This window comes from Salinicola salarius, assembly GCF_003206135.1.
GTDB classification, from domain to species: domain Bacteria; phylum Pseudomonadota; class Gammaproteobacteria; order Pseudomonadales; family Halomonadaceae; genus Salinicola; species Salinicola salarius.
Genome location: NZ_PZJT01000012.1, coordinates 41,470 through 60,586 on the forward strand (window position 1 = coordinate 41,470; position 19,117 = coordinate 60,586).

Consider the following 19,117-nt stretch of genomic DNA (forward strand, 5'->3'; position numbering starts at 1 on the left):
GTTTCGCGATTTGCTCGACCCCCGCATGAAGTGGGGGATCCGGCGTGCGCGCCTACAGGCGAGTTTGAAAGCGGCTTTTCAGCGCAGCGTTGGCGAGACAGTGGAAGAGTCTCTGTTTCGGCGCTGGGCCACCGGAAAGGCAGGCTGTCGGTGGGCTGAGCGCCGCGGCCTGCCACGGCGATCGATCGAAGCGAGATTGGGGCAGGCGTTAATCGTGCACGTCGATCCCCGTGCGCTGATTCGCGACTTCAATGCCAAGGGAATCGGTGGCAAGCGCCCATCGTCTTCCGCCTTCATCTGGGACGGCGAATGGGATCAGAGCCGCGGCGACCTGCGTCGCGGCTCTCGTTATCGCTTCATCAGCGATCTCGACGAGCACAGGGACGATCTCAGCCAGACCGAGCGCTTCCGCCAGTACCGTTCGCGGCTCGAGTCGGGGTATCCCTGGTCTTCCTATCAACAGGGCATTCTGCTCGATACGGAAGAAAAGATAATGGCCTACCTGCGGACCTACCTGGGCTTTCTCGACGATATGGCGGCTCACGGATTCAATGCCGAGCTGGGAAAAGACGATCTGGGTGTCGCGGTCACCCGTGACGGCCGGCTGCTCAAGATCAATCGCGGCCTGCACCGCTTGGCGATGGCTCAGCGCCTGGGCCTGGCATCCGTCCCCGTGGTCGTTCGTGCCGTCCACCGCGACTGGTGGGAGCGCGTGGTCGAAGGGGAGCGAGGGGAGACGGCACTGGCTCGAGTCGCCGAGGCGTTGCAGCACACCACCCCCGAAACCCGGCCGGGCAAACGGGATCCTGGCGAGGACCTGGGGCCCATCGAGTGGCCGGCGCCGCGCCACCCGGACCCATGTGCGGACGGCCTCAGTTGACGCCGTTCCAGAGCCGCTCCTGCAGAAGATTCTCGCTGCGCATGCGCTGATTCATTTCTTCCAGCGAATAACGTTCCACCAGCGTCGGGATCGACGAGAACAGCGATACCCCGAGCCCGGCCCGATGGTCAGGAATGGTGTAGTTCATCGCTTCCAGTAGCGTCGGCAGCACGTCCACCATGCTGGCTGGCCGCTCGATGACGCGGGGGCGCAGGCCGTTGCCCAGCATCATCAGGGTGTTTTCCCGCTCCTCGGCAATCAGATCCTCCCAGGCGGAGTTCTTCATCGAGAGGTGATCGCTGGCCACCACGACCAGCGTATTGTCCAGCAGCCCTTCGGACCGAAGCCGCTCGATGAAATTCCTGACCAGCCAGCCGGTACATTTGATCGAGTAGAGAATATCGGTCCCGTCGAAGGGGCCCTGATTGTCGATACAGGATTGCGACGGATTGCCGAACGGTGGGTGTCCGGCCAGCGTCAGACCGAAGAAGGCGTAGGGCTTGCCGCTGTCGTGCAGGTGCCGGATACGCTTCTCGGCCAGGCCGAGCAGCGTGTCGTCATAGAGCCCCCAGTCGTTGAGGTAACCGGCGGGGGCCTTGTCTTCCAGTTCGTCGCGACCCAGCGCCGTATCGAAGCCGTGGCCCTGATAGAACTTCGCCTTGCCGGCAAATTTCGTGCTGGCGCCGCCCATGTAGGTCAGGTCGTAACCCCGCGCGTGGAGCAGGTCGCCGAGACAACTGACGCCAGGGAGCACGTCCGACAGCGGCTCGAACTGGTTGTCGTGCATCAGTCCCGCCGGCATCAGCGGCACTCCGCACTGGCTGGCGACCATGCCGGCCATCGTCCAGCCCGTGTTGTCGAGCTGCTTGACGCCGCGAAAGACCACGCCTTCCTTGCCCAGCTGCGCCAGATCCTCGTAAGCGTTACCGAAGCGTTGGGTATCGCTGTAGGTGCGCTCGGTGCTCTCCATGTAGATATAGATCAGGTTTGGCGGCTGGCGCGGCGCGGCGACGATTTCCGGTGGCTGGTAACGGTCGTTGAGCCAGGATTCGTCGTCGTCGATCGCCGAAGCGCCACGAAGCGACAACCCGAACAGCAACGGGTTGAAGGCGAGCAGAAACAGGCTCAAGACCCGTTCCCACAAGCGCCAGCGATGGTCGGCCCGCACCAGCCAGGTCACCGCCATCAGCATCACGATGGCCGCCATCGTGTAGATCACGCCGGCAATCTGGCGGTCGGTACTGCCGTTCTCCTCGATGCCGGCCTGCAGGTGAAAGATCACCGCGCCCAGGTCGAGTTGACCGAAGCTGTCGTCGAGATAGATATAGACCCACCACAGCACCAATGGCAGCAGCGACCATGGCCACGCCTTGCGCTGCGTGGCGCGCTGAGAGACATGCCCCCAGCGGAAGTGATAGCCGATAGCGAGCCAGCCCAGCGTGATGGCGACGGGCGTCCACCATGGCAGTACACAGACCACCATGATGGCGTAACCGATGCAGAGGCCGATATAAGTGAGTGCACACCAGCGTCGAGTGTTACGAGAGATGGTCATGACGCGCTTCGATCCGTGAACGTCGTGTTCTACCGGTGCCGGGTCCGGGCACCGCATGAGGAGTCGTTATGACTCTATCATGACGAATCCAAGACAAGCAGGTTAGCGACGAGTTCCCGGCGCTATCGTGAACTTCGCAATGCCAGGTCGTCGGCATGGCGTTCCATGGCGAGCTCGATCAGGCGTGTCACCAGCGCCGGATAAGTCATGCCGCTCGCCTGCCACAGCTTGGGATACATGCTGATGCGGGTGAAGCCCGGCAAGGTGTTGATCTCGTTGACGACGACCTTGCCTTCCGGCGTGAGGAAGACATCGACCCGAGCCAGGCCGGCGCATTCCAGCACCTGGAACGTGCGCACCGCGAGCTCGCGGATCGCCTCGCTGGCATCAGAATCGATATCGGCGGGGACGGCGATCCTGGCTGCATCGTCGTCGATATACTTGGTGTCGTAGGAATAGAAACCGCCCTCGACCACGATCTCGCCGCAGACGCTCGCTTCGGGGGCGTCGTTGCCCAGCACCGCGCACTCGATTTCGCGTCCGACCACGGCGGATTCGACCAGCACCTTGTGATCGAATGCCAGGGCCAGGGCCAGCGCCTGCTGGAACTCGGCTGCGTTCTCCACCCGGCTGACGCCGACCGACGACCCCTGGTTGGCCGGCTTGACGAACAGCGGCGTGCCCAGCTCGTCGCGCAGGGCGTCGAAATCGGCGCTGGCGGCCGTGCGGCGGGTCAGGGTGACGAAAGGTGCCACCGGGATGCCGGCATCGCGCAGCAGGCGCTTGGTGACGTCCTTGTCCATCCCGGCAGCCGAGCCGAGCACGCCGGAACCGACGAAGGGCAGATTGGCCATGCGCAGCAGCCCCTGCAGCGAACCATCCTCGCCCAGCGTGCCGTGAACGATGGGGAAGACCACGTCCAGCTGGTTCAATGCCCCTTGAGACGCCTCGGTGGCGATCAGCTGCCGGTGCTCGCGGCCGGGCACCAGGGCGATATCGCCGGCGGACGGGTTGAGCGCAATGCGTCGAGGGTCGTCGGCATCGAGCAGGAAGTCGGCCGCATCGTTGATATGCCACTGGCCCTGCTTGTCGATGCCGATGACCGTGACCTCGAAACGCTCGCGATCCAGCGCATCGACGATGTTCCTGGCCGATTGCAACGACACTTCATGCTCCGCCGATTTGCCGCCGCAGATGACGCCAACCCGAATCTTGCTCATAGTTCTGCTCCACTTCGCTAACGATCTCGACGCCGCTCGGCTGCGGCCTGTCGGGCGTCATGATGCCACGTTCCCGCTGTGTAAGTATTGCCCGGGCAGGCCGAATACCGGCTGCCTCGCTCAACCGGCGAATCAGCGGGCAGCGAGGCGGCGATAGAGGGCGAGATAGGCTGCGGCCATGGCCTCGGGGGTGAAGTCGGCGAGACGCTGTCCGGCAGCCGTGGCCAGGCGTCGGCTGCGCTCGGGATCTTCCAGCAGAGCCATCAGCGCCGTTGCCAGCGCCTCCGCATCACCGGGAGGCACCAGCAGCCCGCTGACGTCGTCCTCGATCAGGTCCGGAATGCCGTCGACATCGCTGGCCACGATCGGCACGCCGTGGTCCATGGCATCGAGCAGCGTCGAACCGAGCCCTTCGTTGCGTGAAGGAAACGCGAACAGCGTCATGATCTCGAGATAATCGCCGACGTTCGGCCGGAAGCCTTCCCAGATCACGTTATCCAGATCCGCGCTCTCGGCCTTCAGCGCTTCGCCATCGGCGCCATCGCCGAGCAGCAGGAAGCAGACGTCCGGATGCGTCTCGCGCAACTGTCGCGCTGCCTCGAGCAGTACCCGCTGCCCCTTGTGGCGATCCACCAGCGCGCCGATATGGCCGATCACCCGGCGTCCGGCGAAGCGCTCGCGCAGCTTCGCGACCTCGGTCGGGTCGCTCGGCTGGCCGGAAAGCACGCTGGGAATACGGGCAACGGGGCACCAGTCCCGCTGGCGAAGATGGGTTTCGATCACCGAGGAGATCGCCACGGCGGTCGCCGCGCCGCGATAGGTCCAGCGGTTGAAGCGCTTGTCCTTGACCGGCTGCGGGACACGCCGGGTCAGGATATACGGCGTTCCGCGCAGGTGACGTTCGACCCACGCCCAGTGCACCGCCTTGGCCTCGTGAGCGTGGGTCAGGCTCGCGCGCGGGCGGTGGGCGTGGCCGGCCAGCGCATGATCGGCGTCGATCAATTCGATATCCGTGTCGGCCAGCGCCGCGCGCATCGGCGAGTCGCGCCGGCAGACCAGGCTCTGTTCCACGCTGCCTTGTTCATCGTCGATTCGAGCCAGTGCCTCGATCAGCAGCAACGTCTGGCGCTCGCCGCCGCGGAAGCCTCGGGCGAGATTGACGTGACGGATATGCAGCGGTTCGCGTGGCATCGATTCACCAGATCCGGTCGAAATCTTCGGCGTCGCGAACCTTCGCGTCGCGTTGGAATTCGAGCAGCTTGGCGTATTTCAGGTAGGCGTTGATCGCCGCCGACAGCGCGACGGAGACGCCATCGAGCCCGCCGAGGAAGCCGCGCTGAAAGACGTATTTGCGCACGAAGGCGTTGGCGCCATGCAAAAACGGTGAGAAGGCGTTGGCCCGCTTGCCCTTGAGATACATGATCTTGGCGGCGCGATTGGAGAAGCGGCCGCTGGCCTTGCCGAACAGTTCGCCGAGGTTGGCGAACGAATAGTGTTCCAGATCGGCGTCCAGGCGCCGCGGATGCGTCGCCTGCACGGAAGCATGCTGGCGGCTCTCGGAAAATCCGGTGCGATCGCGATCGAAGAGCCGAATGCAGTAGTCCGGATACCAGCCGCAGTGGCGGATCCAGCGGCTGCCGATGAAATTGCGGCGACGCAGCGCGTAGGCGTCGTGGTTGCCCTCTCCGTTAGACTCGGCATCCAGATCGAGCGCCTGGATGGCCGCCACGGCGTCGTCGGTGAGCCGCTCATCCGCATCCAGCGACAGCACCCAGCGGTGGCTGGCGGCACGCGGGCCGACGTTCTTCTGCGGGCCATCGCCCAGATAGGGCTGGTGAATCACGCTGGCGCCGAACGCTTCGGCCCGGGCCACGGTGTCGTCGCGGGAGCCGGAGTCGACGACGATCAGTTCATCGCAGACTCGCTTCAGCGACGCCAGGCAGGCCTCGATGTTGTCGGCTTCGTTGAGCGTAATCACTACGCCGGTGATGGCGGCCATGAGCGGTCCTGTATCGTCGGTGGATAGACCTATCGAAAACGACAGCGGGCGTCGCGACCCGCTTCGTCGCGACGCCCGGTGATCGGGCTCCGGATAGCGCCTCGGTCATTGTAGCGCTGACAGGGCTATCGATAGAACTGACGGAACCACTGCATGGCTTCGAACACCGCCGGGGAGAATTCGGCGTCGTCGATCGGCTTGAGCTGCCGATCCACGATATCCCACTGCCCGGTGCCGTCGACCACGGTGATACGGTCCGGCTCGACGATTCCGTAATCGATATAGCTGCTGGACTGTATCCAGGGGTGATCGATCCCGGGAGCGAGAAGATCCTTGCCCATGGCGTAGTCGGAGAGCGGGTTGGTGCAGCCCAGGGCATGTCGCATCAGCATTGGCGCGACGTCGAGATGGCTGGTCATGCCCTCGACGCGGCCGGGCTCGACGCCGGGGCCATTGACGATCATCGGCACGAGGACCTGCGGCGAAGCGAAGTTGCTGTTGTGGCCCCAGTAGTTCCTGCCGAAATCGTTGAACGACTGACCGTGATCGGCAGTGACGACCAGCATCGTGTCGTCCCACTCGCCCTTGGCCTTGAGATCGGCGATCACCCGACCGAGCAGTTCGTCATCGTAGTGGACCGAGTTGCGGTGACGATTGAAGTAGGGTGTTGGATCGGTATCGGGGCCCAGATCGAGATAATCCATTCGCTTGACCGATGGCTGATACGGCTGTTCGGCGTCGTCGGGCACGTCGTAACCGTGGGGCGCATCGTAGAACAGCATGCCGAACCAGGGCGAATCGTCCTGCTGCTCCTGCTGATCGAGCCAGTCCAGCCAGTCCTCGGTCATCTTCTGGTCCCGGCCCGCCGGCGAATTCCCCGGTGTGCTCAGCCGCAGCGGACTGACCGACGAGAAGATCGTGCGATCGAAGCCGACACCATCGAGGCTGGCCGACGAGAAGATGCCCATCGCATAGCCCTGCTTCTGCAACTGGGTGATCAGCAGCGGCGGCGTTTGGGTATCGTCCAGGTAGGCGTAGTAGTTGCCGGTGAGCCCGTAGAACAGGCTCATGGTGCCGTTACGGGTGGCGTTACCGCCACTGTAATGGTCGAGGTAGCGCCGGCCGCTGTCGTTCAGTGCGGCATAGAGATTCGGCGTGTTCTCGGGGCCATATTCATCGGCGCGCCAGGAGTCGATCAGCACCACCAGGACGTTGGGCGGAGCCTCGGCCTGGCAACTGAGCGGGTTCCTGGGCCAGTCGAGATTCTGTGCCTGCTTGGTGTCGATATCGGCACGCTCGGCGCGAGCCGCGCGGGGATCCAGCCAGCCGTGCTTCTCCATGAAGTCCTTGGCGGTGGCCGGGAACAACAGCGGATAGATGCCGACCTGCTGGGTCACGCTGCGCTGATAGCGGGCGTCGGCGACGACGTGCAGGGCGTGGCTGGCGATCAGCGTCACCAGGATCGTGCCGCAGGCGAGCCCTGCCGGCAGCCGCTGGCCGCGCCTGCCCACGATCAGACGATGCGCGAGCCAGCCTTCGAGTGCCAAGGCGACAGCCACGCAACCCACGACCACCAGCCAGGTGGAGGTGGCGAAACTGAAGATCTCGCCGTTCTTGTCGTTCAGGAACAGCGACACCATGAAGGCATTCACGTGGAAGCGATACTGGGCATAGACCACCGTATCCAGCAGCAGCGCGCTCAGGCCCAGCGCGCCAAGCAGCGTGGCCGGCAGCCATAGCCAGCGTGCCCTCGTCACGACGGCCAGCACGGCTAGCGGCAGCCAGCCCAGCAGCACCAGCATGCCGAAGTGACCGATCCAGGTCAGGATCAGATAGGCGATTCCCATGGGATCATGGGGAATAGCAAGATAGGGTACGTAACGCAGGGCGATCAGCCAGACGAGCGGTAGTTGAAACAGGGCGAAAAGCAGGGTGCTGCGCCAACGGCGCCTCAGCGTGTCTTGCATGCAGGGTCAAACCTTATCGTGATCCGCCGGAACGTTCCGATAGCCATCGACGAGGGCGGTGAAAAATGGTTCCGCGTTGGCGGGCGAGAAACGCAGGAGAGAGCGCTTGAGCCGTAACAGATTGCGCTGGCGCCAGGCGCCTTCCGGGCGCAGTCGACAGCGGTCGAAATCTATCAGCCAAACCTTATCGTCGGCTGAAACGAGCAGATTGCGCGCATTGAGATCGACGTGGTCGAGACCGGCATCGTGAAACCGCCGAATGGTGGCACCGACATCGGCGAGCAATCGCGGCGAGGCACTTGCCAGGCGCTCTGCCAATGCCTGGCTCTTTGGCAGGCGCTGGGTGATCAGCGCGGCGCGATAGGTGATGCCGCGGCGTACCACGATCGCTGCTATCGGCGCCGGTACCGGCAGCCCCTGCTCGAACAGGGCGCGTGTCAGGCGCATTTCACGGAAGCCGCGGGTGCGCTCGAGTCCCGTCCAGAGATAGTCGGCCTGGCTGACCTTGGCCGCCATGCCGCCACGGCGATAAGGCCGCAGCACCCAGTGATGGTCGTCCACCGCGAGAAACTGGCTGGCACCGCGTCCGGGCGCCGAGCCGACCACCAAGCCACGTTCGGCCCAGGCATCCGGGTCGAGCCAGGCTTCACCGAACGCAGGTAGAATCGGCAGGTCAGGCTGAGCGAGACGCGCAGGATCGTATAAGATATGGGCGTCCCGATGATGATAGGTCGATAACGACATGACCGATCCTTGACGTTGGGCCTGATGCGTTTGAATCGTAGCTGGCCGGCGAAAAGAGACAGGATAGACGGCAACGAGCCGTTGGGGCGCATTGTAACCGGACAACCCCGTCACCGCATGTCGGCGTTTCACGCCGCCCGGGACCCATCGAACATCGCAAGGAAGCTGTCGTGACCGAAGATTCGCAAGCGCCGTTAGCCGTGATCGCCATTCGTCAGGTGGAAAAGAGCACCGGCGCCAGTCGCAACGCTTTCGAACAGGCCATCGCACTGAAAGCGCTGGGCTATCGCGTGGCGATCCTTGCCGAGCGCGGCCGGCGCGAGCTGGCGGAAGCGGCCGGCGCCGAGCTGGTTCGGCTGAAACGGTGGCCGTTCAAGGGGCCCTTTCGGCGCTTCTGGTTCAATCGTCGGGTACAGGCCTGGTGTCGGCGTCATCGACCAGCGATGCTGGTCAGCCATGGTGATGTCGAGACGCCTGATGTCGTTTACATGCATAACTGCGTCCACCTCGCCAGCCAGCGCATCCATGGGCGCGATCTACCGCCGGGCCATGAAGTTGCCGCGATTCACGATCACGTGCTGAAAGGGGGCAAGTTCCGCCGCCTGGCGGTCAATTCGCGCATGATGGCTAATGATTTCCGCGATCGCTACGGCATCGACGAGTCGCGAATCGAGATCAGCTATCCCGGCTACGACCCCGAGATATTCAACCTCGAGCGGGCCACGGCAGGCCGCCCCGTGCGGCGACGTGAGCTGGGCATCGAGAACGACACTCGGCTGATCGGCCTGATCACCTCCGGCAACTTCACCAAACGCAACGTGGCGGGGTTCGTCGAGATGGCGGCCGGGCTGGAGCAACGCCTGCCCGGCCGGTGCCGCTTTCTGGTCGTGGGCAAGGACGACTTTTCGCCCTATCAACGCCAGGCCGAACAGGCCGGCGTTGCCGAGCGCTTCATCTGGCGTACCACAGTCAGTGACGTCGAGACGCTCTACGGTGCGCTCGACATATTCGTTCTGCCGGCCCATATCGAAGAGTTCGGACGCGTCTCGCTCGAGGCGATGGCCTGTGGCACGCCGGTATTGCTTTCATCCACCACCGGTGCCGCCGAGCTGCTCGAGGCCGACCACGCCGACCTGATCCTGGAAAGTCGGGACACCAAAGCCTGGGTCGATCGTCTCGAGCGGATGCTGGAGGAGCCAGGTCTCGACTCTCTGGGAACAGCGCTTTCGACGCTGGTAGACGGTTATTCCTATCAGTCTCAGACCGAGAAACTGAAGACCTCGTTTCGAGGGTTGTAATGGTAATTCTCGCTAGTCCGCGATAACCCATTAAAAGGCACTATAGGAAGCGAAGGAAAAGCGTACGTAGCCAGTTTCGACGTAGAGCCGCCTTTTGCTTCTCATAGTTTTGTTGCCAAAAATTTTCGTCCTTCACCCGCTTTGCCTTGGTCAAGGCCCGATAGGCCATGATATCGCTGGATGCTCTCGCCTCTGGCTGTTGTTGAGATATCATGGGATAAGTGCCATAAGCTTTGAACTTGCGACAATATAAGCCATCAATGGCTTTTCCTTGATAGGTCATTTGGCTCAGGCGTTCGCAACCTTTTCGCGACAAAATATAAGCTTGAGTTCCCGTCAATCGGCAGCGCACCACATTCATGAAAGGGATAATCCACATTCTACCAAGCATGCCGCCCAGATAAAAAAGCTCCGGATTTCTGAGTTTCAAAAATAGATTCAACCGCTTTATTTGTTTTTGGGATGTCGGTAGCAATGTTGCGTCGTCTTCAAGTATTAATACTCGGTTATACCCTCTTTCCAAAGCAATTTGGGCGCACATTAGATGGGAGTTAAAACAGCCGCGCTCGCCATTTTCGTGGTCACGCTCAACAAGAATGAATTCGATTTTGTTTTCAAGCGATAAAAATTCTTTGCGTAGTAATTCTCTGCGATCTTCTCTTTCCTTGATGCTTATGCAAAAAACACCGTCAACGTTCAGTGATATTTTTCCTTGGGCTTTTTCTAAAGACATGGTTTTCTCTGGTAGGTCTAAAACGTTCAACTACATCAAGGGCAATAGAGAGGGACAGCGACACTTCAGTGGCATTCCTGAATTTTGCTGCAACGCGGCGTTGAATACAATGACTAGTTGACTACGGGGTGCCTTGCTTTCGTATGCTCGGCGCGTTATGTCAGAAGACACCTGCTATAACTGGAAAGCCAAGTTCGGTGACGATGCTGGAAACAAAGCGGCTGAAGATACCTGAGAACGAAAGCTCAAGCTGCTATTGACTGAACAGATGCTCGATTTGGTTACCATGAAGGAATTGCTCAAAAGATGTGACATCCGCCGCGAAGCACGAGACAGTTGCGTGCTGAAGATATCTTTCGTGATGCGCTGCGCAATCGCTACCTGGATACATGTCTACAATACGGTAACGGCTGCATTTGGTTCCAAAACCAAGCTTCAGCGACTTTATGTATAAAAGCTAACAGCAGTGCCAGTTGCCATCAAAGCTAGCTGGCCCAAGTTACTGAATGAAAGTTCGGCGGTATGTCGTGTCAACAGTAAGAATCTCAAGGCGCTTCGCGTTGTCTGGAAAGGCTGCTGGCTAGGGTAGCCGAACCGCTTGGGCACGGTTGATCTGGAATACGCCATCCCTGCCATGACTTTCCCTTCAAATGTGTGTGCATGCCGTATAGCGTGGGCGTCTCATGTCGACTTGCGCAGACTTCGGTTCAGCTCCCACGGTCAACTTCCGTTAGAATGAGTGCTTTACCCAATGGGAATTCGGTCAACCCCATGAAGCATTCTCTGCCAGAGCAGCCTCGACACATCGGCATCCTGCGCCTGTCCGCGCTGGGCGATGTCTGCAATCTGGTCCCTACGGTGCGTGCCTTGCAGCGCCAGTGGCCCGAGGCTCGCATCACCTGGATCGTCGGCAAGGCCGAGTACAGTCTGCTGGATGGGCTCGATGGCGTCGATCTCGTCGTGTACGACAAATCCACCGGGTTCAAGGGCATGCGCGAGATATGGCGCCAGCTCGCGGACGTGCGTTTCGACGTGCTGCTGCACATGCAGCAGGCGTTGCGGGCCAGCGTGCTGTCGCTGGGCCTCAAGTGCGATGTCCGCGTGGGCTACGACAAGGCGCGGGCCAAGGACTGGCAGCACTGGTTCACGCATCGCCAACTGGCGCCGAATCCACGGGCGCATGTGTTGGAGTCCTTCATGGATTTCGCACGGCTGCTGGGCGTCGAGGATACATGCCTCGACTGGTCGCTGCCGGTGCCGAAGGCCGCCTATGACGAGGCCCGCCAGTTGACCGGCGATCAGCCCTATCTGGTCATCAGCCCTTGTGCCAATCCGCGCCTGCGCAATTTCCGCAACTGGTCGGCGGAGGGCTATGCGGCGGTCATCGAGCACGCCTGGCAGCGCCATGGCCTGAGAACCGTGATGAGCGGCGGCGGCAGCCCGCAGGAGCGCGACATGGGCGAGCAGATCCGGCGCTTGTGTCCCGATATCGAGAACATCGACGCCATCGGCCGCACCTCGCTCAAAGGCTTGCTGGCCCTGCTCGATCGCGCCCGCGTGGTGATCGCGCCGGATTCCGGCCCGGTTCACATGGCCAATGCGCTCGGCACACCGACGCTGGGACTGTACGCCACCACCAACCCGGATCGTGCGGCGCCGTATCTGTGGCGGGACCATGTGGTCAATCGGTACCCTGATGCCGTTCGCCGCTATCTGAAAAAGCCCATCGAGGCCGTCAGCTGGGGCACACGCGTGCGTCACGCCGATGCCATGGCGTTGATCACGCTGGACGACGTGGTCGAGCATCTGGATCGGCTGATAGCCGCAACGAGCGATACTGCCCAGGCCGAAGACGTAACGGAGCCCCCGCATGAAGATTGATCTGTCGCAACTGGAGCATGCCCGCCTGCTAGTGGTGGGTGATGTCATGCTCGATCGATATTGGCACGGCGGCACGTCACGTATTTCTCCCGAGGCGCCGGTCCCGGTGGTCAAGGTGGAAGACGCCGACGATCGCCCGGGCGGGGCGGCCAACGTGGCACTGAACATCGCTTCCCTGGGAGGACAGGCCAGCCTGGCCGGAGTGGTCGGAGACGATGACAATGCCGGCCATCTCGAGCGCGCGCTGGAAGCCGCCAATGTGAGTGCTTACTTTCACCGCAGCGCCGACGTGCCAACGATCACCAAGCTACGTGTCATGAGTCGCAACCAGCAGCTCATTCGTCTCGACTTCGAGTCGCCGCTGTGGAATGTCGATACCACGCCGCTGATCGAGAAGGTCCAATCGGCGTTGGGTGATGCCGATGTGGTGATCCTGTCCGACTACGGCAAAGGCAGCCTCAACCGGGTCGAGGTATTGATCGCCGCCGCCCGGGCCGCCGGCAAGCGGGTGCTGGTCGACCCCAAGGGCAGCGATTTCAGCCGCTATCGCGGTGCCAGCGTGATCACCCCCAACCTGACCGAATTCGAGGCGATCGTCGGGCCGTGCGCCAGCGATGCCGAACTGGCCGAGAAGGGCGAGCAACTGCGGGCGACACTGGAGCTCGAAGCGCTGCTGGTCACGCGCAGCGAACGCGGCATGACCCTGATCCGGGAGGGTCTCGCGCCGCTGCATCTGCCGACCCATGCCCGCGAAGTCTTCGACGTGACCGGTGCCGGCGATACGGTGATCGGCGTGCTGGGGCTGGCGCTGGCGGCCGGCCACGGCTTCGGCGAAGCGGTGATGCTGGCCAATCTCGCTGCCGGCCTGGTCGTGGCGAAGCCCGGCACCGCGGTGCTCTCGGTGGCGGAGCTCTACACCGCGCTTCACGGCGACAGCCTCGCCGAGTACGGCGTCATCGAGGAAAAGCCGCTCATCGGCGCGGTGCGTGCGGCTCAGGCAAGAGGCGAGCGCGTGGTGATGACCAACGGCTGCTTCGACATCCTGCACGCCGGCCACGTGGCGTATCTGGAGCAGGCCAAGCGCCTGGGCGATCGCCTGATCGTCGCGGTCAACGACGACGCCTCGGTGGCGCGGCTCAAGGGGCCCAAGCGGCCCATCAATACCCTGGCGCGCCGGGCCCAGGTGCTGGCGGGGCTGGCGGCGGTGGACTGGGTGGTTCCCTTCAGCGAGGACACGCCGGCGCGGTTGATCGAGGCGATCCTGCCGGACCGGTTGGTCAAGGGCGGCGACTATCGCCCCGAGGATATCGCCGGCGGCGAAGCGGTCATCGCCAACGGCGGTGAAGTGCTGGTGCTGGGCTTCGAGGATGGTGTGTCGACCACCACCATGATCGACACCATTCTCGACCGCGAGCGCTGAGCCGCGGTGCGTTCCCGTTCCGGACGATCGTCGCGACTCGCGCGCTGGCTCTACTCGCTGACGATCACGCTGCTCTCACCCCTGATATGGTGGCGGGTATGGCGTGAGTGGGCGCCCACTCACAGGCGCCGAGAACGCCTGGGTTTCATTCAGGTCAGCGGGAGCCGCCCGCGTCTCTGGCTGCACGCGGCCTCGGTGGGGGAAGTCGTCACGGCAACGCCTCTGATTCGGGCGTTGCTGGAGGATCATCCGGATCACGACCTCGTCATCACGACCATGACCGCCACGGGCGCCGAACGTGTCCGCCAGACGTTCGGCGATCGAGTTACTCACCATTTTCTCCCGCTGGACTTTCCCGGTAGCGCGCGGCGCTTCATCGCGCGGTTGAATCCACGCCTCGCGATCATCGCCGAGACCGAGCTCTGGCCCAATCTGCTGGCGGCCTGTCAACGGCGGAACGTGCCGGTGGTGGTCGCCAACGGTCGCTTGAGTGCGGGCGCCTTTCGCCTCTACCAGCGCTTCGGCGCGCTGAGCCGAGGCATGCTCGAGACGATCGCCTGGATCGGTGCCAAGTCGGCGCTGGATGCGGCTCGTTTCGTCGAGCTGGGTGCGCCATCGGCACGAGTGGCCGTCACCGGGGCGTTGAAGTTCGACCTCGACGTGGACGAAGCGACTCGGCAGGCCAGCCGGCAATTGCGGGCAAGCTGGGGGCCGCGGCCGGTCTGGATCGCGGGCTCCACCCATCCGGGCGAGGAGGATCAGGTGTTGATCGCCCACGCCGCGCTCAGGCGCCGCTTCCCGGACGCGCTGTTGATCCTGGTGCCACGCCATCCGCAGCGTTTCGACGAAGTGAATGCTCACTGTCTTAAGGCGGGCGAGCGGGTGCAGCGTCTGAGCGCCGGCCCTGCGCTGACCGCTTCGACGACCCTGCTGCTGGGCGACACCATGGGCGATCTGATGGAGCTCTACGGCTGCGCGGATGTGGCCTTCGTGGGCGGATCGCTCTCGCCGATCGGCGGGCATAACCTGCTCGAGCCGGCGGCGCTGGGCGTTGCCGTGGTCAGCGGCCCCCATCTGGACAACCTGCGCGAGATCGCCGATACCCTGGCGCAGAGCGATGCGCGAGTTCAGGTCGAAAACGGCCAGACGCTGGGAGAGATCCTCGTGGCCCTGCTGAGCGACGACGTGCGTCGACACGAGCTGGGCGAAGCGGGGCGAGCGGTCGTGGCCGCCAATCGCGGTGCGCTGGCACGAACGCGAGCAAAGATCGCTGCACTTCTGAACGTTTCGTAACGTTATCCAGGGGAATCACCGAAGGCTTGGTCTGTCAGAAAAAAGCTCGGCCCGTCAGAAGCGTGTCAGATATGACTGCGACAATCTTCCCAGGGCTCGGACCTTTTGGCTGATGGATGTTCCCGTATGTATCTTCGCCCGGTTCAGGGAAGGCACGCTCGAGCCCTACGTCCACTACGTGCCGCTGGCCGATGACTGCAGCGATCTGGAAGCCAAGATGGATTACTACATCGCTCATCCCGACGAAGCGTAGGCGATCGTGCGCAATGCCAACGCGCACGTGGCACAGTTTCTCGATCCGCGTCGCGAACGGCTGATTTCGCTGCTGGTGATGCACAAGTACTTCGTGCTTTCCGGTCAGTTCGCCGCTGAGCCCTCGCCGCTACGGCTGGACTCGGGGTTCAGCGTCAATGCAGCGAGAAACAACTGGGCGTGACGATCCGCCAGTGCCTTGAGATCGCGGTCGTAACCCCCGCCGATGACGGCGGCAACGGGAATGCCCAGGTCGCGACACCGCGCGAGGACGAACCGGTCCCGGCGGAAAAGCCCCTCGGTACTCAGCGAGAAATGCCCCAGCCGATCACCGGCGTGCACGTCGGCGCCGGCGTCGAACAGCACGAACTGCGGCCGGAAATCGCTCAGGATCGGATCGAGTTCCCGGGCGAGGCAGCGCAGGTAGGCGTCGTCGCCGGTCCCCCTGGATAGCGCGACGTCGCGATCGCTCTGGACTTTCTCGAAGGGGAAGTTGGCCTCGCCATGGATCGAGAACGTGAAGACTCTCGGTTCATGGCGGAAGATCCAGGCGGTGCCGTCGCCCTGATGGACATCGCAGTCGACGATCAGAATCCGCTCGAGACGATGTTCGGCCAGCAGGTCATGTGCCGCGACCGCCAGGTCGTTGAGCAGACAGTAGCCGCTGGCACGATCGGCATAGGCGTGATGGGTGCCGCCAGCGCTGTTGAGCGCCAGGCCGGTTTCCAGCGCCGTCTGCACGGTGGCCAGCGTGCCGCCCACTTCCAGCAAGGTGCGTTCGACCAGCGCCGGCGACCAGGGAAAGCCGCTGGGCGTGCGTCGGGTGGTCGCGATTTCGCCCAGGTAGAATCGCTGCAGGTAATCTGCGGTATGAGTGCGCAGTAGCGCCTTGCTACTCGCCGGGCGCGGCGTCATCCAGCGAACCTCGTCGAGAGCATCGAACCCCAGCGTCGACAGGCGCTCTCGCAGGGCGCGGAACTTCGCCATCGGGAACGGGTGACGCTCGGGCCATTCGCAGCTGTAACCGGGGTGGTGGATGATCGGCAGGGTCACGATATCTCCTGTGGGTGCGGCGACTGGTCTCTGGTGGCGATGCGGGAATTCGCTACGCTAGAGTCTGTTGACGTTCCAGCGCAAACCGCGTTGCTGCACGTGAAACGCCAACCGACCCTAGGGAAAGATTCCTGCCGCTGCGAGTGTGATGTGATGCGAATTACGGTCTACAGTGCCCAGCCCTACGATCGTCGCTTCTTCGACGAGATCCGAGAGTCCCGGTTTGCCGATGCCGGCTTCGAGTGGCTCTATCAGACGGCCAGCCTCGAGGCCGGCACCGTGGCGCTGGCGGAAGGCAGCGATGCCGTCTGCGTGTTCGTCAACGACTGCCTCGATGCCGAGGTGATCGAAGCACTGGCCGCGCTGGGCATCCGGGCCATCGTGCTGCGCTGCGCCGGCTTCAACAATGTCGATCTCGATGCCGCTCATCGGCTTGGCCTGTTCGTGGCGCGCGTGCCGGCCTACTCGCCGGAAGCGGTGGCCGAGCACGCGCTGGCGATGATCATGACGCTGAACCGCAAGACCCACCGGGCATTCAATCGCGTGCGCGAGGGCAATTTCGCCCTCGATGGCCTGCTGGGTGTAACGCTCCACGGCAAGACGGCGGGCGTGGTCGGCACCGGTCGCATCGGCCTGTGCATGGCGCGCATTCTCAAGGGGCTCGGCTGCGAGGTGCTGGGCTACGATCCCTATCCGAGCGATGCCTTTCCTGCCTACGGGGAGATGGTGCCGCTGGAGGCCCTGCTGGCCCGCTCCGATATCGTCTCGCTGCACTGCCCGCTGACCGAGCAGACGCATCACTTGATCGACGCCGATGCGCTGGCGGCGATGAAGCCCGGCGCGATGCTGGTCAATACCTCGCGCGGGGCGCTGATCGATACGCCGGCGGTGATTGCCGCGCTCAAGTCGCGTCAGTTGGGCGCGCTGGCGATCGATGTCTACGAGCAGGAGAGCGAACTGTTCTTCCGCGACCATTCGGCGGAGATCATCGACGACGATATCTTCGCCCGCCTGACGAGTTTCCCCAACGTGCTGATCACCGGCCACCAGGGCTTCTTCACCGTCGAGGCGCTGCGTGAGATTGCACAGGTGACCTGCGCCAACCTCGTCGCCTTCGCCGAAGGCATCGAATGTCCCAATCGGCTCTAGGGCAACCATAGGGCAATCATAGGGCAACTATCCGGACTCGCGGCTGCCCGACGCTCACGCGCGAAAGGCTATCACGCTTCGAGCAGGTTCACGGCCAAGCGGACGAAGTCCACCGAGGACAGGATGCCGACCAGGCGGCCGTCGTCGACGACAGGCAGGGCGCCCTGTCTATGGGAAAGCAGTCGCTGTCCTGCCTCGATGAGAGGCGTATCGATGGGCAGTGTCAGAAAATCCTGATGGATGACATCCGCAAGCGGCACCTGCTTGAGGTAATGGTCCAGGCGGTGCGTGCCATGGTCATTGGCAATCCGCAAGGCTTCCCGCAATACCACCTTCTGATCAAGCAAGCCTGCCAGCTGGTCCTGTTCATCCAGCACCGGCACATGACGTATCTTGTGCTCCCGCATCAACTCATTGCCGTCGAAAAGCGTTTGTTCCAGACGCAATGTCACGACATCGTGGCTCATGATGTCGGCTACCGAGCCGAGTTTGGCGGTCGTCATATGGGGATCCTCTGATCGAAGTCGGGCCTGAAGGACCAGGCCCCTCAGGCAGTCACGCCATCGATATCGACGATGGCCAGGACGACGGAGCCAGTATTCGAACGCCACGCCCCGGATCGAGTCCCGAGCCGGGCCTGGTCGAGACCGGGTGGTCAACACAAGGTCGGTCAAAACAGGGCTGCCGGAGCACGAGGATACTGGCCGTCGCCAGTATATCGGCCGGGAGGGCCATAATTTGATCCCATACGACCTGGATTCTGTGCCGCTGTGATCCTGTGCCGCGTTGATCCTGTGTCGTTTAGACCTAGCAACGCGCTCGGCCGGGGCCCGGTGGTCTCAGCGGGTGAAGCGCTCGACACCGTTTGCGCCACCGAGCAGCAGCACGTCGGCCGGGCGGCGGGCGAACAGGCCGTTGGTGACCACGCCGACGATGGCGTCCAGCGCCGTTTCCATCGCTTCCGGCTCGTCGAACAGCTTGTCGTAGCCGTCGAGAATGCGGTTGCCGTTGTCGGTCAGCACGCCGTCGCGATAGACCGGGGTGATGCCCAGCTTGACCATCTCGCGGGCAACGTAGGAGCGCGCCATGGGAATGACTTCGACCGGCAGCGGGAATCCGCCCAGCACTTCGACCCGCTTGCTGGCATCGGCGATGCAGATGAAGCGTTCGGCGCAGGCGGCGACGATCTTCTCGCGCGTCAGCGCCGCGCCGCCGCCCTTGATCATGCGCAGCCTGGCGTCGATCTCGTCGGCGCCATCGACATAGACCGGCACCGTACCGACATGATTGAGCTCCAGCACGTCGATGCCGTGGGACTTCAGCCGCGTGGCGGTCGCTTCCGAGCTGGCCACTGCGCCGCGAAAATCGTGCCGACGCGTCGCCAGCAGATCGATGAAGTGATTGGCCGTGGAGCCCGTGCCCACGCCGATCACCGCGTCGGGCGTCAGAAGGTTGTCGATGTCTTCGAGGGCAGCGGCAGCGACGGCGCGCTTGAGATCGTCCTGAGTCATGTCGGTTCCGGCAGGCTGAAAGGAAGTTCGAGGCATTCGCTCGGCCGATAGTATAGGGCAAGCGCTTATCGCTGCCGATGGCGCTGGACGCTCGGGGCTGGCGTCTGCTAACAATACGGATCCACTATAACCCGTCGTTTTCGAGGCGGGAGCGCTGCACCC

The 19,117-nt window shown here is 63.0% G+C and carries 17 protein-coding genes; 7 read left to right on the forward strand and 10 right to left on the reverse strand.

The window, feature by feature from the left end; genetic code table 11:
• Positions 1-214: 214 nt before the first annotated feature.
• Complete coding sequence (locus DOM32_RS12410) at positions 215-880, forward strand: hypothetical protein (RefSeq protein ID WP_244179909.1); 666 nt, start codon at positions 215-217, stop codon at positions 878-880.
• Here DOM32_RS12410 and DOM32_RS12415 read toward each other — a convergent pair.
• The 6 genes from DOM32_RS12415 to DOM32_RS12440 form a co-directional block, all read right to left on the reverse strand.
• Positions 873-2,435 (reverse strand): sulfatase-like hydrolase/transferase, encoded by a 1,563-nt coding sequence (locus tag DOM32_RS12415; protein ID WP_110634910.1) that lies wholly within the window; start codon positions 2,433-2,435, stop codon positions 873-875. The two genes, DOM32_RS12410 and DOM32_RS12415, sit on opposite strands and share 8 nt — an antisense overlap.
• A 122-nt stretch (positions 2,436-2,557) precedes the next feature.
• Entirely contained in the window at positions 2,558-3,655 is a 1,098-nt protein-coding gene (ddlA, locus tag DOM32_RS12420; RefSeq protein ID WP_110634912.1) for a D-alanine--D-alanine ligase, read from the reverse strand.
• A 132-nt stretch (positions 3,656-3,787) separates the two neighbouring features.
• On the reverse strand, positions 3,788-4,846 hold the full coding sequence (locus tag DOM32_RS12425; protein ID WP_110634915.1) for a glycosyltransferase: 1,059 nt from the start codon (positions 4,844-4,846) through the stop codon (positions 3,788-3,790).
• A gap of 4 nt (positions 4,847-4,850) precedes the next feature.
• A complete protein-coding gene (locus DOM32_RS12430) occupies positions 4,851-5,654 on the reverse strand; it encodes a glycosyltransferase family 2 protein (protein WP_110634917.1) in 804 nt (267 codons plus the stop codon).
• 125 nt (positions 5,655-5,779) lie between these two features.
• Positions 5,780-7,621, reverse strand: coding sequence for a DUF3413 domain-containing protein (locus DOM32_RS12435; RefSeq protein ID WP_110634920.1), 1,842 nt, complete (start codon positions 7,619-7,621; stop codon positions 5,780-5,782).
• 6 nt (positions 7,622-7,627) lie between these two features.
• The gene (locus tag DOM32_RS12440; protein WP_110634923.1) at positions 7,628-8,365 is read right to left on the reverse strand and encodes a 3-deoxy-D-manno-octulosonic acid kinase; all 738 of its coding nucleotides are present in this window, start codon (positions 8,363-8,365) and stop codon (positions 7,628-7,630) included.
• A gap of 170 nt (positions 8,366-8,535) precedes the next feature.
• Between DOM32_RS12440 and DOM32_RS12445 the strand changes: the two genes are divergently transcribed.
• Positions 8,536-9,663: a glycosyltransferase family 4 protein gene (locus DOM32_RS12445; protein WP_110634926.1), complete on the forward strand. Its 1,128-nt coding sequence runs from the start codon at positions 8,536-8,538 to the stop codon at positions 9,661-9,663.
• 40 nt (positions 9,664-9,703) lie between these two features.
• Here DOM32_RS12445 and DOM32_RS12450 read toward each other — a convergent pair whose 3' ends face one another.
• Positions 9,704-10,396: a glycosyltransferase family 25 protein gene (locus DOM32_RS12450; RefSeq protein ID WP_110634929.1), complete on the reverse strand. Its 693-nt coding sequence runs from the start codon at positions 10,394-10,396 to the stop codon at positions 9,704-9,706.
• 771 nt (positions 10,397-11,167) lie between these two features.
• Here DOM32_RS12450 and DOM32_RS12455 point away from each other — a divergent pair.
• The 4 genes from DOM32_RS12455 to DOM32_RS17795 all read left to right on the forward strand — a co-directional run bounded on the left by DOM32_RS12455 (position 11,168) and on the right by DOM32_RS17795 (position 15,243).
• Positions 11,168-12,277, forward strand: coding sequence for a glycosyltransferase family 9 protein (locus DOM32_RS12455; RefSeq protein WP_110634932.1), 1,110 nt, complete (start codon positions 11,168-11,170; stop codon positions 12,275-12,277).
• A complete protein-coding gene (hldE, locus tag DOM32_RS12460; protein WP_110634935.1) occupies positions 12,267-13,697 on the forward strand; it encodes a bifunctional D-glycero-beta-D-manno-heptose-7-phosphate kinase/D-glycero-beta-D-manno-heptose 1-phosphate adenylyltransferase HldE in 1,431 nt (476 codons plus the stop codon). Before DOM32_RS12455 ends, hldE begins: the two co-directional genes overlap by 11 nt.
• 6 nt (positions 13,698-13,703) lie before the next feature.
• A complete protein-coding gene (waaA, locus tag DOM32_RS12465) occupies positions 13,704-14,990 on the forward strand; it encodes a lipid IV(A) 3-deoxy-D-manno-octulosonic acid transferase (protein WP_110634938.1) in 1,287 nt (428 codons plus the stop codon).
• A gap of 112 nt (positions 14,991-15,102) precedes the next feature.
• Complete coding sequence (locus DOM32_RS17795; RefSeq protein WP_157957075.1) at positions 15,103-15,243, forward strand: glycosyl transferase family 90; 141 nt, start codon at positions 15,103-15,105, stop codon at positions 15,241-15,243.
• Between the two features lie 104 nt (positions 15,244-15,347).
• Here DOM32_RS17795 and DOM32_RS12475 read toward each other — a convergent pair whose 3' ends face one another.
• Complete coding sequence (locus DOM32_RS12475) at positions 15,348-16,295, reverse strand: histone deacetylase family protein (RefSeq protein ID WP_071232419.1); 948 nt, start codon at positions 16,293-16,295, stop codon at positions 15,348-15,350.
• Between the two features lie 153 nt (positions 16,296-16,448).
• Between DOM32_RS12475 and DOM32_RS12480 the strand changes: the two genes are divergently transcribed.
• A complete protein-coding gene (locus DOM32_RS12480; protein WP_110634941.1) occupies positions 16,449-17,444 on the forward strand; it encodes a 2-hydroxyacid dehydrogenase in 996 nt (331 codons plus the stop codon).
• Positions 17,445-17,515: 71 nt separating this feature from the next.
• Here the strand turns inward: DOM32_RS12480 and DOM32_RS12485 are convergent, their stop codons facing one another.
• Positions 17,516-17,947 (reverse strand): CBS domain-containing protein, encoded by a 432-nt coding sequence (locus DOM32_RS12485; protein ID WP_110634944.1) that lies wholly within the window; start codon positions 17,945-17,947, stop codon positions 17,516-17,518.
• 336 nt (positions 17,948-18,283) lie between these two features.
• Positions 18,284-18,955: a ribose-5-phosphate isomerase RpiA gene (gene rpiA, locus DOM32_RS12490; protein WP_110634947.1), complete on the reverse strand. Its 672-nt coding sequence runs from the start codon at positions 18,953-18,955 to the stop codon at positions 18,284-18,286.
• Between the last annotated feature and the right edge of the window lie 162 nt (positions 18,956-19,117).

Excerpts from the sequence above, each read along its gene's own strand:
- DOM32_RS12415 (WP_110634910.1), bottom strand. The coding sequence starts at position 2,435 with ATGACCATCTCTCGTAACACTCGACGCTGGTGTGCACTCACTTATATC.
- ddlA (WP_110634912.1), bottom strand. The coding sequence starts at position 3,655 with ATGAGCAAGATTCGGGTTGGCGTCATCTGCGGCGGCAAATCGGCGGAG.
- DOM32_RS12425 (WP_110634915.1), bottom strand. The coding sequence starts at position 4,846 with ATGCCACGCGAACCGCTGCATATCCGTCACGTCAATCTCGCCCGAGGC.
- DOM32_RS12430 (WP_110634917.1), bottom strand. The coding sequence starts at position 5,654 with ATGGCCGCCATCACCGGCGTAGTGATTACGCTCAACGAAGCCGACAAC.
- DOM32_RS12435 (WP_110634920.1), bottom strand. The coding sequence starts at position 7,621 with ATGCAAGACACGCTGAGGCGCCGTTGGCGCAGCACCCTGCTTTTCGCC.
- DOM32_RS12440 (WP_110634923.1), bottom strand. The coding sequence starts at position 8,365 with ATGTCGTTATCGACCTATCATCATCGGGACGCCCATATCTTATACGAT.
- DOM32_RS12450 (WP_110634929.1), bottom strand. The coding sequence starts at position 10,396 with ATGTCTTTAGAAAAAGCCCAAGGAAAAATATCACTGAACGTTGACGGT.
- DOM32_RS12455 (WP_110634932.1), top strand. The coding sequence starts at position 11,168 with ATGAAGCATTCTCTGCCAGAGCAGCCTCGACACATCGGCATCCTGCGC.
- hldE (WP_110634935.1), top strand. The coding sequence starts at position 12,267 with ATGAAGATTGATCTGTCGCAACTGGAGCATGCCCGCCTGCTAGTGGTG.
- DOM32_RS17795 (WP_157957075.1), top strand. The coding sequence starts at position 15,103 with ATGGATGTTCCCGTATGTATCTTCGCCCGGTTCAGGGAAGGCACGCTC.
- DOM32_RS12480 (WP_110634941.1), top strand. The coding sequence starts at position 16,449 with ATGCGAATTACGGTCTACAGTGCCCAGCCCTACGATCGTCGCTTCTTC.
- DOM32_RS12485 (WP_110634944.1), bottom strand. The coding sequence starts at position 17,947 with ATGACGACCGCCAAACTCGGCTCGGTAGCCGACATCATGAGCCACGAT.
- rpiA (WP_110634947.1), bottom strand. The coding sequence starts at position 18,955 with ATGACTCAGGACGATCTCAAGCGCGCCGTCGCTGCCGCTGCCCTCGAA.